13 protein-coding genes are annotated in these 15,682 nt (G+C 48.3%); 12 read left to right on the plus strand and 1 reads right to left on the minus strand.

What is annotated here, in order from left to right:
* The first annotated feature begins 1 nt into the window (after position 1).
* From BUB59_RS06875 to BUB59_RS06925, 12 genes are all read left to right on the plus strand, one after another.
* Complete coding sequence (locus BUB59_RS06875) at positions 2 to 2,686, plus strand: response regulator (RefSeq protein WP_073227568.1); 2,685 nt, start codon at positions 2 to 4, stop codon at positions 2,684 to 2,686.
* The gene (locus BUB59_RS06880) at positions 2,686 to 3,777 is read left to right on the plus strand and encodes a BMP family ABC transporter substrate-binding protein (RefSeq protein WP_073227572.1); all 1,092 of its coding nucleotides are present in this window, start codon (positions 2,686 to 2,688) and stop codon (positions 3,775 to 3,777) included. Before BUB59_RS06875 ends, BUB59_RS06880 begins: the two co-directional genes overlap by 1 nt.
* The gene (locus BUB59_RS06885) at positions 3,770 to 4,867 is read left to right on the plus strand and encodes a BMP family ABC transporter substrate-binding protein (RefSeq protein WP_073227575.1); all 1,098 of its coding nucleotides are present in this window, start codon (positions 3,770 to 3,772) and stop codon (positions 4,865 to 4,867) included. Before BUB59_RS06880 ends, BUB59_RS06885 begins: the two co-directional genes overlap by 8 nt.
* Positions 4,857 to 7,523 carry a response regulator gene (locus BUB59_RS06890; protein WP_083540216.1) on the plus strand — a complete coding sequence of 889 codons (2,667 nt, stop codon included), beginning with the start codon at positions 4,857 to 4,859 and terminating at the stop codon, positions 7,521 to 7,523. The genes BUB59_RS06885 and BUB59_RS06890 overlap by 11 nt, the downstream gene beginning before the upstream one ends.
* Positions 7,507 to 8,043 (plus strand): NUDIX hydrolase, encoded by a 537-nt coding sequence (locus BUB59_RS06895; protein ID WP_073227582.1) that lies wholly within the window; start codon positions 7,507 to 7,509, stop codon positions 8,041 to 8,043. Before BUB59_RS06890 ends, BUB59_RS06895 begins: the two co-directional genes overlap by 17 nt.
* Entirely contained in the window at positions 8,036 to 8,902 is an 867-nt protein-coding gene (locus BUB59_RS06900; protein ID WP_234979981.1) for a patatin-like phospholipase family protein, read from the plus strand. Before BUB59_RS06895 ends, BUB59_RS06900 begins: the two co-directional genes overlap by 8 nt.
* A gap of 23 nt (positions 8,903 to 8,925) precedes the next feature.
* The gene (locus BUB59_RS15615) at positions 8,926 to 9,612 is read left to right on the plus strand and encodes a hypothetical protein (RefSeq protein WP_234979982.1); all 687 of its coding nucleotides are present in this window, start codon (positions 8,926 to 8,928) and stop codon (positions 9,610 to 9,612) included.
* 35 nt (positions 9,613 to 9,647) lie between these two features.
* Positions 9,648 to 10,082, plus strand: coding sequence for a GGDEF domain-containing protein (locus tag BUB59_RS14980; RefSeq protein WP_234979986.1), 435 nt, complete (start codon positions 9,648 to 9,650; stop codon positions 10,080 to 10,082).
* Positions 10,083 to 10,286: 204 nt separating this feature from the next.
* Positions 10,287 to 11,564, plus strand: a complete 1,278-nt coding sequence (locus BUB59_RS06910; protein WP_073227585.1) for an O-acetylhomoserine aminocarboxypropyltransferase/cysteine synthase family protein — start codon at positions 10,287 to 10,289, stop codon at positions 11,562 to 11,564.
* Between the two features lie 180 nt (positions 11,565 to 11,744).
* Positions 11,745 to 12,578, plus strand: a complete 834-nt coding sequence (locus tag BUB59_RS06915) for an EcoRI family type II restriction endonuclease (protein ID WP_073227751.1) — start codon at positions 11,745 to 11,747, stop codon at positions 12,576 to 12,578.
* Positions 12,579 to 12,590: 12 nt separating this feature from the next.
* Complete coding sequence (locus BUB59_RS06920; RefSeq protein WP_073227588.1) at positions 12,591 to 13,547, plus strand: adenine-specific methyltransferase EcoRI family protein; 957 nt, start codon at positions 12,591 to 12,593, stop codon at positions 13,545 to 13,547.
* 84 nt (positions 13,548 to 13,631) lie between these two features.
* Entirely contained in the window at positions 13,632 to 14,549 is a 918-nt protein-coding gene (locus tag BUB59_RS06925; protein WP_073227591.1) for a hypothetical protein, read from the plus strand.
* Positions 14,550 to 14,673: 124 nt separating this feature from the next.
* On the opposite strand, the gene BUB59_RS06930 is transcribed toward BUB59_RS06925, so the two are convergent.
* Positions 14,674 to 15,609, minus strand: coding sequence for a DMT family transporter (locus BUB59_RS06930; protein ID WP_073227594.1), 936 nt, complete (start codon positions 15,607 to 15,609; stop codon positions 14,674 to 14,676).
* Between the last annotated feature and the right edge of the window lie 73 nt (positions 15,610 to 15,682).

Here is a 15,682-nt window from a genome sequence, read left to right on the forward strand (position 1 = left end):
TATGAAGAAGGAAAAGAATAACAGCGAAAGACGTTTTTGGTTTCAATACCTGGCCATCCTAGTGGTGACGGTGGTATGCCTTGCTTCTGTTACCTGGTTTACATTCAACTCTTTTTCGAGACTGGCGAAGGAAGACGCTGTTCGCATCGGTCAGAACTCCATCCAGAAGGATGGCGTTGCCCTGAATAATTTCCTCCTGAAGAAGAAGGAACTGCTGGACGTTGCTGCCATCCTCATGGAATATGAGCTGAAGCAGGAATCTTCTCAGGAATCTATCAAGTCCCTTCTTTACTATGTATCCCAAAGCTACATCGAGGGAACGGACTCCTTGTTCTCCGGCCTGTATGGCTTTATCAAGGGCGAATACATGGATGGCTTGGGCTGGGTTCCGCCCGAGGGTTACAATCCCTATAAGCGTCCCTGGTATCAGGAAGCGTTCAAGTCTCGCGGTGGCATTGCCCTTGTTTCTCCTTACGATGATACTCGTACCCACAAGTATGCGGTTTCCCTGTCCAAGCGCCTGTCTGACCGCCAGAGCGTTCTTTCCATCGATATTGACATGAGCGAAGTTTTTGAAACTTTGGGCAGAGTCCGCAATGGAAGCGATGGCGACTGGATGGTTATTGATGTAAACGGTCTTGTGGTGGGACACTCCAACGATTCCTTACGCGGTAAGAATTTCCTGAATGCAGAATTCTGGGGAACGCCTCATGAGGAACTTGCCCGTAAGGTGCTCCTGGCCAACGGGGATGACTTTGAGTTTTCCTTCAAGGGGAAGAACTATATGGTCTTCTCCGACATTGTGTTTGATAACTGGCGCGTGGTGAAACTTTCTGACGAGACGGTCCTCTTTGAACGTGCTCGCTGGATTCTTGTCCGCAATATCATGGTGTCCGTATTGCTGTTTATCGTGATCGGTATCTTCTGTACGAACAGCTTCATTAACCGTATCAAGACCCTCCGTTCCAATCGTGCAAAGTCCATCTTCCTTGCCAACATGAGCCATGAAATCCGTACACCGATTAACGGAATCCTGGGCATGAATGCAATCGTGTTGAAGGAAGTCCACGACGAGAGCCTGAAGGAATATGCTTCTAACATCCAGAGCGCGGGTCAGACCCTTCTGTCCATTATTAACGACATTCTGGATATTTCCAAAATTGAATCCGGCAAGATGACCTTGACTCCTACGGAATACGACTTGTTCAATGTTCTGTCGGACTGCTTTAACATTAACTCTCCCAAGGCAACCGCAAAGAACCTGCGATTCACGGTGGAATGCGATCCGGATATTCCCTCCGGCTTGTGGGGCGATGAAGTTCGTATCCGCCAGATTATTAACAACCTGCTTTCCAACGCCGTGAAGTATACGGAGTTTGGCGAAATCAGCCTGTCCGTCGGCTATGATTCCATCCCGAACAGAGATCCCCTGAAGGTGGAAAATTCTGTCATGCTGAAAATCGTCGTGAAGGATTCTGGCATTGGCATTCATCCCGAGGATATGGACGCCATCTTCGGCGCCTTCCAGCGAGTGGACCAGAAGAAGAATCGCAATATCGAAGGTACTGGCCTGGGCTTGAATTTGACGAAGCAGCTGGTTCTGATGAATGGCGGTGACATTTCTGTTCGAAGCCATTACGGGGAAGGTTCCACCTTTATTGTGTCCATCCCGCAGCTGGTGCTGAACATGGAACCCATGGGTGATTTTGCCAGCAAGTACAAGCAGGCTGCAACAACCAGCAACCTGCCTACAGAAACCTTGTTTGCACCTAACGCCCGCGTGTTGGTGGTGGATGACGTGGCCTTGAACCTGAAGGTATTCCGCGGCCTTCTGAAGGATACCAAGGTAAAGATTGACACCGCAATGAATGGCGCCCAGTGTTTGGAACTGGTGAAGGAAAAGCGTTACGATATTATCTTCCTGGATCACATGATGCCTGTGATGGACGGTCTAGAAACCTATGAACGTATGAAGGTTCTGGATACGCCCAACAGGAAAACTCCTGTGGTCATGCTGACCGCCAACGCCATTGTGGGTGCAAAGGAATCTTACCTGAAGTCTGGCTTTGTGGATTACCTCTCCAAGCCGGTGAAGGAATGGGACTTGCTCCGTATGCTCAAGCGCTACCTGCCGGAAGGATTGATCCTGACTGCAGACGATTTGGTCGGGGTGGATGGAAAAATTCCAAGCGCTTCCAAGCCTGCTGGGAAAATCGAGAAGGTTACGGAACCCGCCGTTGAAACGCCTGTTATTCCGGTTGCTCAAGAAACTCCGGCTCAGGAATCCGTTGAGGCTCCGGTGGAGCCCGCAACAGCTCCGGTGGAAACTGCAGTGGATCCCCTGACGGAACTGGGCAAGTTCATCAATGTCAGAATGGGCGTTTTGTATTGCGCCAACGACGAAGAATTCTACAAGGAAATGCTCCAGGAATATACGGACGGCTTTAAACTTCCGGAAATTGAAAGTGCCTTCCAGAAGGATGACTGGAAGAATTACCAGATTCTGGTTCATGCGTTGAAGAGTACTTCCCTGACCATTGGCGCCGAGGAACTATCCAAGGACGCCAAGTCTCTGGAGTTCGCCTGCAAGGACAGCGACTTTGACTTTGTCAAGGAAAATCACCAGCGCGTCATGAAGGATTACGAATCTCTGGTCTCGAATATTAAAAAGGTGATGGGGGCTTAATGAAACAGTTTGCTTTAATTACGCTTGCGATTGTAATCGCTATTGTAATCGGCATCTTCTATATTCAGGTGAATAAGAAGGAAACGGATGTGACCTTGCAGAAGACCCGAGTGGCGGTAATCATGAATGGTGACCGCAATGACCATAGCTGGGGCGAATCTCATGTGGAAGCCATGGAGAAGGTGGCCAAGTCCTTGAACCTGGAAGTTGCCTATCTTGAACACGCGCCCTTCGGTCCGGAATTGGAGCCCATTATAGAAGCGGAAATTGCCAAGGGTGCCAAGGTGGTTATCTGCAATTCCTTTGGCTATGGCGAACAGGAACTGAATGTGGCCGCTAGGCATCCGGAAGTAAAGTTCTTCCATGCAACTGGTATCCAGACCGCCCATAATTTGTCAACCTACTTTGGACGAATTTATCAGATGCGTTACCTGTCTGGCCTGGTGGCTGGCATGATGACCAAAACCAACGAAGTTGGCTATGTGGCCGCTTTCCCCATCTCTGAGGTGAATCGCGGTATTAACGCCTTTGCCATGGGGGTTCAGAAAGTGAATCCCGAGGCTAAGGTTTTTGTCAGCTGGACTCATTCCTGGGTCAGCGATTCTACTGCGACGGAAGCAACCAACAAGCTGTTGAACAACCATGATGTGGACGTGTTGACCGTGCATACGGATGCCCTTGCCCCATATGAAATTGCGGAAAAGAGGGACGTCTGGATTATCGGTTACAACTTGGATAATCAGGAACGCTATCCTAAGCGTTTCTTGACGGCGCCTGTTTGGCGTTGGGAAAATTTCTACGAGCCCCGCCTTCTGGAAGTACTCCAGAATAAGTTCACAAGCCGTTCGTATTGGCTGGGTGCTGAGTCTGGCATGATTGAGCTTTCTCCCATGACCGCTTCTGTGCCTAGCTCTGTGAAGGCCATGGTGGAATCGGAAAAGCAGAAAATTGCCGATGGTGTTTTTGATGTATTCTATGGTCCGGTCTATGACACGGAAGGAAACGTTCGCGTTGAGGCTGGAGAAAGCATGACGGATGAAGACATGCTGAACCATTTTGATTGGTATGTGAAGGGTGTTGTAAATGAGTAAGAGAATTAAATTCGCTGTTGCTGTTGTAATGGTTGCCTTGCTGGTGGTCATTTTCAATATGGTGAATGGCTTTGAGGGAAAGAAAGAAGAAGTCGAAAACAATGTGATTGGTTTGATTCTGCCGGGCGCCATTACGGAAGAAGGCTGGAATGGGGACCATTACAAGAGTGTCAAGTCGGTTTCTGATGAACTGGGCGTTGAACTCCTCGTCGAGGAAAACGTGAAGGAAGGCTCCGGCCAGATTGCTGCTGCCACAAAGCGCTTGATTGCCGCTGGTGCCAAGATGATTATTCTGGGCAGTTTCAACTTTCCCGCAGAGATTGAAGAAGATATGAGAGTCCATCAGGATATCTCCTTCTATGGCATTTCCGGTGAATTGGATATTCCCAATTTCGTCGCTTATTCTTCCCGCGCCTACCAGGCTCGCTATCTGGCGGGGGTGATTGCTGGATTGAATACCAAGACGGATAAGTTGGGTTACGTTGCTGCTATGAACAATAGTGAAGTCAATCGCGGAATCAACGCCTTCACTTTAGGTGCCCGCCGAGTGAATCCCAAGGCCAAGGTTTATGTGGCATGGACCAATTCCTGGGATGATGGCGTCGTGGAACGTGAAAACGTCGACAAGCTGGTAAAGGGTGCTGGTGTAGATGTTTTAGGTTACCAGCAGAATCGTTTGAATGTTCTTGAAGAATCCGAAGCCTTGGGCGTTATGTCTGTGGCTTATAGCCTGAAGACTTCTCCCTATTCTCCTAATGTTCTTGCCTCCACGGTGACGAACTGGGCCAAGGTCTATAAGGAAATTGTTCAGGACTTCCTGCAGAAAAAGCATAGCGTGAATAACTATTGGGTGGGTGCGGATAAGGATGCTATTGAAATTCAGTTCTATTCCAGTGCGGTAAGCGATTCTTCCAGGAAGGTGGTGGAAGAAATTCTGGAATCCTTGAAGAACGGGATGGACGTCTTTGCAGGTCCCATCTATGACAATCGCCACAAGAAGCGTTGTGACAAGAATGAAGTCATCAGTGACTTGATTCTGAGGGATGATATGAGCTGGTTCGTAGATGGAGTGACAATCTATGAAAAGTAGTAGCAGAAATAAACTGTTTGTCTGGATGGCTTTCTTTACAGCCATCCTGTGCTCCGTGGGCTTCTTACTTCAGGATAAGCTGCGAGCCCTCTTTGTAGATTACGTTTCCAGCCAGGTAAGCGCCCAGGCCACGACCATGGCGAATCTGGTCAACGAGAAGATTTCTGTCCAGTTGAAATCCCTCAATGGAATTTCTTATGAGGTGGAAAGGGACAATGCCTATGTAACCAAGGTTCTGGATGCTTACATGGGTAAGGAAGAAGGCGTCTCCTTTGGTATTCTGGCTTTGGACGGAAAGTTGGTGAGCGGCGATACTGCAGTCCAGGTGACCTCCAAGGACTTCTCCGGAATTACACGATCCTTCCGTGGTAATCCTGCAGCCAGTTATTGCAAGGGCAAGGGCTTCCTGCTCAGTACGCCTATTTATCGTAAACGCAACGTGCGTTACGTTCTTTATAAGCTCTATGATGAAGTCAATGCGCAAAAGCATTTTAGTTCCGACTGCTATGGAGGTCGCTGCTATACTTCTATTCGCGATGAATACAGTGAAGTGGTGATTGGTTCCGACAATAAGGAACTGGCCGAAAATCCTGTTTGGCAGGGGGATAACTTCTCTGAGATTCGCGGAAAGTTAAAGAACTTGCTGAACATTTCCGTGGCGGCCGCTGTTCGTGAAAATGTCGAAGGCAAGGCTTACTTCTTCTTTATGGCAGACTTGGAGCTGCCGGGCCTTTCTTTAGTGGGCATGGTTCCCGAAGATGTGGCTGCCCAAGGGGTAGAGAATATTACCGCCCTCATCATATGGGTGTTTGGCTTGCTTCTGATTCTTTTCATCATTGGTTTTGGATACATCTTCGTGTCTGAACGCAAGGCCAAGGAAAGCGATGAACTGCGCCATGCCAAGTACCTGGCAGAAAAGGCTAGTACAGCAAAGAGCCAGTTCCTTGCCAACATGAGTCATGAAATCCGTACGCCCATTAACGGCATTCTCGGTATGGATACCATGCTCCTGAAGGAATGTAAGGACCCGCAACTCAAGGAATATGCACAGAATATCCAGAGTGCTGGCAATACCTTGCTGTCCCTCATTAACGACGTGCTGGACATTTCCAAGATCGAGTCTGGTAAGATGGAAATCGTGCCGGTGGAATACAACTTGTTCTCTATCCTGAATGATAGCTACAACATGGTGGCCATGCGTGCTAGGGATAAATCCCTGAAGTTGGAAATGAAGGTGGACCCCACGATTCCTGCAGCACTCTTTGGCGATGAAGTTCGTATCCGTCAGGTGATTAACAATTTGCTTTCCAATGCGGTGAAGTACACCGGCCAGGGTGGCATTGTATTCAGTATGGATTTCCAGAGAATCGGTGGTCAGGGCCCTACGGCGGTTTCCGATCAGAGTTTGATTAACCTGGTGATTTCCGTTAAGGATACTGGCATGGGTATTCGTGAAGAGGATAAGGGAAAACTCTTCAATAGCTTCCAGCGACTGGATATGGAAAAGAATCGCAGCGTGGAAGGCACGGGCCTGGGCCTGAACTTGACAAAGCATCTGGTGGAGTTGATGGATGGTTCCATTACGGTGGAAAGCGAGTACGGCGTGGGCTCCACGTTTACCGTAGTCATTCCCCAGAAGGTCAAGAAGGAAATTCCCATTGGCGACTTCGGCTCTCGCTATAAGGAATCTGTGGATATCTCTACGGAACCTGTCAACCGATTCCATGCACCTTCCGCCCATATCCTGGTGGTGGACGATGTGCCCATGAATTTGCGCGTGATGATTGGTCTCCTGAAGGAAACTGAAATCAAGATTGATACCGCGGACAATGGTATGGAAGCTCTGGAAAAGATCAAGCGTACTCGTTACGATGTGATTTTCCTGGACCACATGATGCCTGTCATGGATGGCATTGAAACTCTTGCCGTGATGAAGGCTTTGTCTGAAAATCCCAACGTGAAAACACCTGTGGTCATGTTGACCGCAAATGCAATCGTAGGTGCGAAGGATACTTACCTGAAGGAAGGCTTTACGGATTACTTGACCAAGCCTGTCCGTGAGGAATCCCTGTTGGCAATGCTTTTGAAGTATTTGCCCGTGAGCCTGGTAGAACGAGCCGCTCCTCCCCAGAAGACGGAAGACGAAATGCTGGACGATCATGAAGTGTCGCACGCTGCGGTGAAACCGATTACCAGTGCCGTTACGAACCAGAGGGATGTAATTCGTACGCAGGTGCTGGATACTCCGAAAGCGCCTGAAACCGCCTCTAGTTCAAACGGGGTGGGCTCCAGCCGCTTAAAGGCTTTGGGCGCATCTGGCTTTGCTGATATTTCTATTGGTCTTGGCTATTGCATGAACGATGAAGATTTCTATGAGGAAATGCTGCAGGAATTCTGCAATGACGTGAAGATTGATCCCTTGAACGACGCCATGGAAAAAGGTGACTTTGAAAACTATCGCGTCATGGTTCACGCCCTGAAGAGCACCTCCCTGACGATCGGTGCAGTGGACTTATCCAGCTTGGCAAAGTCTATGGAATTTGCCTGCAAGGAAGGTCGTTACGAGTTTGTGACCAAGAATCATAATGAACTGATTCAGCAGTACAGCAACTTCTTGAAGGTGCTGAAGGATATTCTGGATGGAAGAGCAAATTGATGTCTTGAATCCGGACGGAACTTTTGCAGGTTACGCCCGCGGTCGCACTGAGGTTCACGCAAAGGGCCTGTGGCACAGAACCGTTCATATCTGGGCTTTCGATAAGGCTGGACGCATTCTGTTCCAGTTGCGTGCGAAGGTCAAGGAAAACAACCCGGGGCTTCTGGATACGAGCTGCGCTGGCCACATTTCCGCCGGCGATACAAGCCGTAACGCTGCTGTCCGTGAACTGCGGGAAGAGCTGGGCGTCACCAAGCGTCCCGAAGATCTGGAATATCTTTTCGAGTCCGGACATGAGAGCGTGTTGAACGGCGGCGCCTATCTGGACAACGAGTATTATGACACCTACAAGATTGTCCTGTCTGATGAAGAGGCCAATTCCCTGGTGCCCCAGCCCGGCGAAGTAGATGATTTCGTCTGGATGACTCGTGAAGAATTTTTCGCCAAGCACAAGCTGAATCCCGAGAAGTTCGTGGACCACCCGAAGGATTACGTCTGGCTGGAGAGCGGCTGTGTATAAGGACATTGCGTTAGTCCTGGAAGGTGGCGGCATGCGTGGTGCCTATTCCGGCGGTGTTTTGGATGCACTTCACGATGCGGGCCTCAAGTTTGGCGGTTACGCCGGGACTTCTGCAGGCGCTACCCACATTTGCAGTTTCCTTTCGGAACAGCGTGAACGCAATCTCCGGATTGACACAATCCACTCGAAGGATCCCCGCTATCGCGGCTTCAAGTGGTTGCTAAAAACGGGAGACTTCTTCCCTCGGGAATTCTGCTACGTCACTATCCCTCGGGAACTGGATCCTTTTGACTACGCCAAGTTCGAGGAGAACGCCAAGATTTCTCCCTTCTATTGCGTGGCCACCAACGTCGAAACCGGCGAGGGCGAGTACCTCTTGACGCAGGAAGTGGACACGGGCGATGGCCTGGAGTGTGTACGTGCGTCGGCCTCGCTTCCCCTCATGAGTAAGATCGTCGAACTCCGCGGGAAGAAACTTCTGGATGGAGGCGTTGCCGATAGCATTCCCTTTCAGTTTATGGAACGCCAGGGCTTTAAAAAGCAGGTGGTCATCTTGACGCAACAGGATGGCTATGTGAAAAAGCCCAACCCCATGATTCCGCTGTTCAAGATTGTCTACCGCAAGTATCCCAAGTTCGTGGAGGCTGCGGCCACCCGACATATCCGTTATAACGAAGCTACCGCCAGGCTGAAAGAGTATGAAGCCGCCGGCAAGTCCTTCGTGTTCCGCCCCAGCGAGCCCTTCCAGATTTCCCGTCTGGAAAAGGACACCAATAAGCTGGTGGAACTGTACAAGATGGGCCTTCGTGATGGTGAACGTAATCTGTCCGCCTTGAAGGAATTCCTGGAAAGGCCTTAACGGAATCTCGAAGTCTTGGACGTATGGAAAATATCGCCTCCTTTAATCTGACCTGCATTGTCGTGTCCAACCTGTTGGGCATTTTGTTGCTGCTGGTTTTGCTGTCTGGAAACTTCTGGCGTTTCCGTGATAGCACTGCAGAAAACAAGGCCTTGAAGTGCGCTATGCTCTTCACGTTCATCAACTGCCTGATGGACCCTTTGACTTACGCCTTTGACGGTGCCTCTGGAACCTTCCTGCGGATTTTTCTTTACGCCGGAAATTCCTGGATTTACTTTGGCCAGATTGCGGCGGCTGTTAGCTGGGTGGTGTTCTTCTGCTATCACCTGAATGGCGGCGTCCCCAAGTTCCAGCGGGGCCTCCTGATTTTCGCCCAGTCCGTTGCGGGAATTCTGCTTTTGATCAACTTGTTCCATCCCATCGTATTTGAGATGACGGAAGCGAACGTCTATGAACGTCGCGCCCTGTTCTTCGTGTATGCTGTTGGCAATTACACCCTCTTTACGGATACCATCATTCTTTACGTGAAGGCCCGTATCCGCGGTGGCAATCTAAAGTTCTTTCCCCTCTGGGTTTACATCATTCCCCTTACGGCAGGAGGCACCATCCAGTCTCTTGTTTATGGCGTGTCCGTGAATTCCGCCTGCTTGGCAGTTGCCTTGGCCGGCGTTCTCGCCAGTTTACAGAACGAATCTACAGGGATTCTCTAACAGGTCTTTACAACCGCGCCTATCTAGATTCCATCCTGAAGAAGGTGGTGAGAAAGCGCTTGAACATGACCGGCATTATGCTTGACCTGAATGGCTTCAAGGCCATCAATGATACCCAAGGTCATTCCGTCGGTGACCAGGCCCTGATTTCGGCGGCAGAGATTTTCCGCCGTGGTGTTGAAGACCTGGGCATCGTGATTCGCTATGCGGGGGATGAATTCATCATCATGATCAACAGCCAGGATGACATTGACATTTCTACCTGCATGTCCAACATTCGCGATGGATTCCAGGAATTCAATAAAAACTCCGGCGCTTCCTACAAGTTGTCCGTATCCATGGGCTTTTGCAAACTGAATCTTGACGCCATCTCCGTGGATGAATTTCTGAACGAAATCGATTCCCGCATGTACGAGGATAAGAAGGCCTATTACGCCAAGAACACCCAAGTGGATCGCCGCCGTAGTTAGTAATAACTTTAAACTATTACTAACGATAAATTTTACCCCTAGCAAGAGTCTCTTTTATATTCCGCAGGGAGTATAATTCAGTAATTTATTGTGCTAGCTATAGGAACTAACTATATTTAAGCTGTTAAATCCGCGACATGGTCGCAAAGAATGTCATCCCCGGCTTGACCGGGGATCTAACGGTTTAAATAAGAGGAAACAAAAATGGCAAATCTCGAAACTTTGTGCGTTCAGGCTGGTTGGACCCCCAAGAAGGGCGAACCCCGCGTGCTCCCCATCTACCAGAGCACCACTTTCAAGTACGACACTTCCGCCCAGATGGCAGACCTGTTCGACCTGAAGGAATCCGGCTACTTCTACACCCGCCTGCAGAACCCCACCAACGACGCTGTTGCTAGCAAGATCGCCCAGCTGGAAGGTGGCGTAGGTGCCATGCTTACTTCCTCCGGTCAGGCTGCAAATTTCTACGCAGTATTCAACATCTGCGAAGCTGGCGACCACTTCATTTCCACTTCCGCAATCTATGGCGGTACCAGCAACCTCTTCAGCGTTACCATGAAGAAGCTGGGCATCGAATGCACCTTTATCGACCAGGACGCTTCCGATGAAGAAATCGAGAAGGCTTTCCGTCCCAACACCAAGTGCGTCTTCGGCGAAACTGTTGCAAACCCCGCCGGCAAGATTCTTGACCTGGAACGCTTTTCCAATATCGCCCATAAGCATGGCGTGCCCATGATCGTGGACAACACTTTCCCCACCCCGATTCTTTGCCGTCCTTTTGAATTCGGTGTGGATATCGTGACCCACTCTACCACCAAGTACATGGACGGTCATGCCATGGCTGTGGGTGGCGCTGTGGTTGACAGCGGTAACTTTGACTGGGAAGCCCATCACGACAAGTTCAAGGGCCTCACCGAACCGGATCCCTCTTACCATGGTCTTCGTTACACTCAGGCTTTCGGCAAGCTCTGCTACATCACCAAGGCTACTGTGCAGCTCATGCGCGACCTGGGTTCCATTCAGAGCCCGCAGAACGCATTCCTCCTGAATGTTGGCCTGGAAACTCTGTTCCTCCGCATGCCCCGTCATTGCGAAAACGCTCTGGCCGCCGCCAAGTGGCTGAAGAACCACCCGAAGGTTGCCTGGGTGGACTACGCCGGTCTCGAAGACAACGCTTCCTACGCTCTGGCCCAGAAGCAGTTCAAGGGCGGCCTGCCCTGTGGCGTGCTCACCTTCGGTATCAAGGGTGGCCGCGATAAGTCCATCCAGTTCATGGATGCCCTGAAGCTGGTTTGCATCGTGACCCATGTGGCCGACGCCCGTAGCTGCGTGCTCCATCCGGCTAGCCACACTCACCGCCAGCTCACCGATGAACAGCTCATCGAAGCAGGCGTTGCTCCTGACCTGATCCGCTTCAGCGTAGGTATCGAAAACATTGACGATATCATCGCCGATTTGGAACAGGCTTTGGCACAGGTGTAACAGGTGTGAGGGCGGCCTTCTCCCGCGAAAAAAATCCAGAAAAAACGCGGCGGAGCCGCCTAGCCTTATCTCGTAATTTGTAAATCAAATAAAGAACAAGACCTGCAAAAAAGTAGGCCTTGTTTTTTTTGTCATTTTACTGTCAAAAACAAAATGTATATTTATGAAAAAGGCGAATCTATGGCAAAAAAGAATCAATCAAAACGTTTGACTAGCCAGCATAAGGAATCCAAAGGAGCGAAGGGTATTTTTGGGGACGAGGCAAAGTATCATGACATGGACGTGTCCGACCTCTCCGTTCTGGCCAAGGATCTTCTAGAAAAAGATTATCCGCAGTTGGTCTTTAGATACAGGAAAAGCGTTTCCAAGAAAGAAATAAATGAATCCCTAGCTCAAATTGACCCTGAATTAGGACAGACTCTTTTTGTTGAAGATTCAAGTATCAAGCCGGATGGTGGAATAATTGAGGTTAAGGATGATAATGGTAACTGGCGTATAGTTTTAGTTTCTGAGGCTAAACGCCAGGGTAAGGATATTGAAAATATCAAGCAAGGAAAGTTGGTTGGCAAAAAAAATGATCAGGATATAATGAATGCAGGGAACGCCATCGAGCGAGCCCATAAAAACATTTCAGAAATAGCAAATTTTATGTTAAAGGAATCCTATTTCCCCTATGTCCTTTTCTTGGAGGGTTCCAATTTTTTGACAAAAGATGTTGTGGTTGAAAGGCCTGATGGGAGAATGGTTACTTTGGCTTGTAATTCAGGTGCTATCAATAGAATTGATCGCCTAACGGCGTCAAACTATGGTATGCCGATAAACAAGAATCTATGTAAGAACAAGGTTATCCAAGTTGACGATTCTTGTGTAATGCTCCATGCAGCATCTCTTTATACCCAGGGAGACGGAAAACGCTGGAGTATCAAGGATATGATTAAGGTTATGCTGGATGTTGCGAAAACGTCCTTGCAAATGCTAGGAAGAGACTTGTTCAAACAACTGACAAAATCGTAATAGGGTGCTCGTATGGTTCGTAAAGTAAATCATTCCCTTTTAGATAATGCCAAGGTACAAAAAAAGGATGAGTTTTATACGCAGCTTTCGGATATCGAAAGAGAGTTGCAATATTACAAAAAACATTTTAAGAACAAAACTGTTTTCTGTAACTGTGATGATGTAAAAGTCAGCAATTTCTACAAATACTTTGTGGAGCATTTTGAAGAACTTGGCTTGAAAAGGCTAATTTGCGCATGCTACAAAAAGAATGAACCAGACTTATTTTCTAAAACAGAGTCTGCGTTCTACTACGAATATACTGGCAAAGAAAAAAAATATCCAGCTAAGAAGGATGTATCTTTCTTCAAGGGCGATGGCGATTTTCGCAGTAAGGAAAGTATTGAACTGCTGAAAAAAGCGGACATTGTTGTTACGAATCCTCCTTTTTCGTTATTTAGAGAATTTGTCTCTCAGCTAGATGAATTCAACAAGAAATTTCTGATAATAAGTAATATAAATGCGATTACTTATAAGGAGGTTTTTGCGCTCATCAAGGAAAATAAAGTTTGGATGGGTGTGAATATGGGACGAGGCATTTCGGGATTTATCGTTCCCGATCATTATGAGCTTTATGGCCTAGAGACTAAGATAAATGAGGCTGGAGAAAGAATTATATCTCCGAACAATTGTATGTGGCTCACGAATCTAGACAATGCCCAAAGACATGAATTTATTCCTTTGACCAAGGAATATTGTGGAAACGAAAGTGCCTATCCTCGTTTTGACAATTATAACGCGATTAATGTAAATAAAACCCAGGATATTCCTATGGATTATAAGGGAATTATGGGGGTTCCCATTACATTCTTGCACAGATTCAATCCAGACCAATTCAAAATCATCAAATTTCGCAAAGGAGATGATGACCGGGACTTGGCGATAAACGGCAAACCGACATATTTTAGAATATTGATTCAAGGGTGCTGATGCATCAAGAAACCAGCTCTGAGCAAAAAACTCCCGCGACGTACAATCGCGGGAGATTTTGTTTATATTTCAAAAGAGGTCCTCATGAAATTTCGTATTTGCAATATAGCCTTGGCAATGTTGTTCATTGTTCTGCTGGTAGGGTGTGGTACTCCCGTTTATAGACAAGGTATCGTTAACAAGGGCTCTTTTGAAATCGGGGTGCCGGAGAATTTTGCCGGTGTAGGAAAGGCCATTCCTGAAAATTCCACTATCAACAGTTTTTCCGTTGGCTTTGATTATACCACGTCTGCCGAGATGAAGGTGAGCGGAGTCAAGAATTCGGAACTTAAACTCAGCGATTACGACCCTTTGTACGGCGGTTCCGATAATGATTTCACCGTTATAAAAGAAACGAAAGTCAAGAGTTTCAAGTATAAAAGAAATCGTTTTCCTCTATCTGCAAGCTATACGCGCCTTACCAAAAAGTCATCTGAGTTCTATGGTTTTTCTGCGGGGGTTGATCCTGAGCCCTATGGTCGCTTTATTTTCGGGGCCAACAAGGAATCCTTTGAATTTGGCGGCTATGTAGACTTGGGACTGGGAGTTTTTGGAATTGGAGACGTGACGGTTGACTATTACGAATGTCTGTACGTTTATTCAAAGGAAGAACGGTGTTCCGAACGGACCAAGGAACGGCATTTCGAGACAGATGACGGGGCCTTCTGGCGGGCAGGCCTTGGAGTTTTTGCCTCATACTTTGTGAAGAACTTTGCCCTATCATACTCTCCATATCTGTATAAACCGCATCTCCAGGAATTTTTTGACATAAAGGATGAGGACGGAATTTCTGCGGAATTTGGAATACCTGTAATCTATCCGTGGGTGCTTAGCCAGTATGCCGGTGCGTCCCTGTGGCTTAACGAGCACTGGAAAGTGTCCCTAGGCGTAACAGTGTTGAACAGTCTGGATTTTGATGACTTCTTCTTGACAGCCAACGGCTCCATAGGATTCTGGTTCTAGTGCGAATTTCTTAACGGTCCAGAGTCCATTGGCAATATTCCAGGGGCTCAAATCCCAGCTTCTTGTACAGGAGTACTGCAGCTTCGTTGGAATAGGTTTTGGTGACCGCGCCATAGCCCGCGGTTTATCGTTTCTTGTATTCCGCCATGATCATGCCAGTCACAATGGCGGCGGCACCTGCAATGGCTACGGAGGAAATGTGTTCCCCGATGGTGATGGCTGCCGTAATGATGGTAATGAGAGGGAGGGCGAAAATGTAGTTGGAAGCAAGAACTGTTCCCAACCTTTCCATTACTTTATTCCAGATCAGGTAACCAAACAGGTTGCTGAAAATGCAGAGGCATAAAAAGTTGCCTATGACCACCGGTTCCTTGAAGGCGTCCCATGGAATAGGATGTGCGACGAAATTCCCTTCGGTTCCAAGGCCGAAGTAGTCCAATGCGAAAATGGGAAGGGATGTCAAAAATCCATAGAAGAAAATTTTTCGGATGGCGAATAGGGTGGAATACTTGCTCCGAACCGATTCCGTGGAGTAGGAATAGACGGTCCAGGCAATGGCTGCGCCGAAGGCCAGCATGTCGCCTACGGGGGAGAGTTTCAGCACGAATTTCCCGTTAAGGACCACCAGGATCATTCCAAGGAAGGTGATGAAGGAACCTGCGATTTGTCGTTTGCACAACTGCTCCCGCTTAAAGAGGAATACGCCCACCAGCATGATCAACAGGGGGTTGGTGCATACGATCAGGGAAACGTTGCTGCTCTGTGAAATGGTGAGGGCGGTGTTTTCCGACCAGAAGTAGATGGTGCAGCCGGTGACGCCGCCTAGCAGGAAGAATAGTTCATCTTTCCAGCTGTTGGAGCGGAAGCGAATATTTCGTAACCCTACTACCAGCAGCATCAAATAAGTTGCCGCGAAGCGGATGGTGAAAATCTGCACCGCGGAAAAACCGTGGTTGATCAGCACCTTGGTGCTCACGAAGCTTGTGCCCCAGAACAAAATGGTGATAATGGCAAAAAGATGCCACACCGCCAAGGAACCCGAAGATGTCTTGATGCCCATTTTCACGGGCACAAATATAAAATCAAAAAAACTACATTTGGGGTAACACTTTTACTTCCCTGTGGTGTTTTAC

The organism is Fibrobacter sp. UWEL (genome assembly GCF_900142535.1).
Lineage (GTDB): Bacteria > Fibrobacterota > Fibrobacteria > Fibrobacterales > Fibrobacteraceae > Fibrobacter.

Excerpts from the sequence above, each read along its gene's own strand:
- BUB59_RS06875 (WP_073227568.1), top strand. The coding sequence starts at position 2 with ATGAAGAAGGAAAAGAATAACAGCGAAAGACGTTTTTGGTTTCAATAC.
- BUB59_RS06880 (WP_073227572.1), top strand. The coding sequence starts at position 2,686 with ATGAAACAGTTTGCTTTAATTACGCTTGCGATTGTAATCGCTATTGTA.
- BUB59_RS06885 (WP_073227575.1), top strand. The coding sequence starts at position 3,770 with ATGAGTAAGAGAATTAAATTCGCTGTTGCTGTTGTAATGGTTGCCTTG.
- BUB59_RS06890 (WP_083540216.1), top strand. The coding sequence starts at position 4,857 with ATGAAAAGTAGTAGCAGAAATAAACTGTTTGTCTGGATGGCTTTCTTT.
- BUB59_RS06895 (WP_073227582.1), top strand. The coding sequence starts at position 7,507 with ATGGAAGAGCAAATTGATGTCTTGAATCCGGACGGAACTTTTGCAGGT.
- BUB59_RS15615 (WP_234979982.1), top strand. The coding sequence starts at position 8,926 with ATGGAAAATATCGCCTCCTTTAATCTGACCTGCATTGTCGTGTCCAAC.
- BUB59_RS06910 (WP_073227585.1), top strand. The coding sequence starts at position 10,287 with ATGGCAAATCTCGAAACTTTGTGCGTTCAGGCTGGTTGGACCCCCAAG.
- BUB59_RS06915 (WP_073227751.1), top strand. The coding sequence starts at position 11,745 with ATGGCAAAAAAGAATCAATCAAAACGTTTGACTAGCCAGCATAAGGAA.
- BUB59_RS06920 (WP_073227588.1), top strand. The coding sequence starts at position 12,591 with ATGGTTCGTAAAGTAAATCATTCCCTTTTAGATAATGCCAAGGTACAA.
- BUB59_RS06925 (WP_073227591.1), top strand. The coding sequence starts at position 13,632 with ATGAAATTTCGTATTTGCAATATAGCCTTGGCAATGTTGTTCATTGTT.
- BUB59_RS06930 (WP_073227594.1), bottom strand. The coding sequence starts at position 15,609 with ATGGGCATCAAGACATCTTCGGGTTCCTTGGCGGTGTGGCATCTTTTT.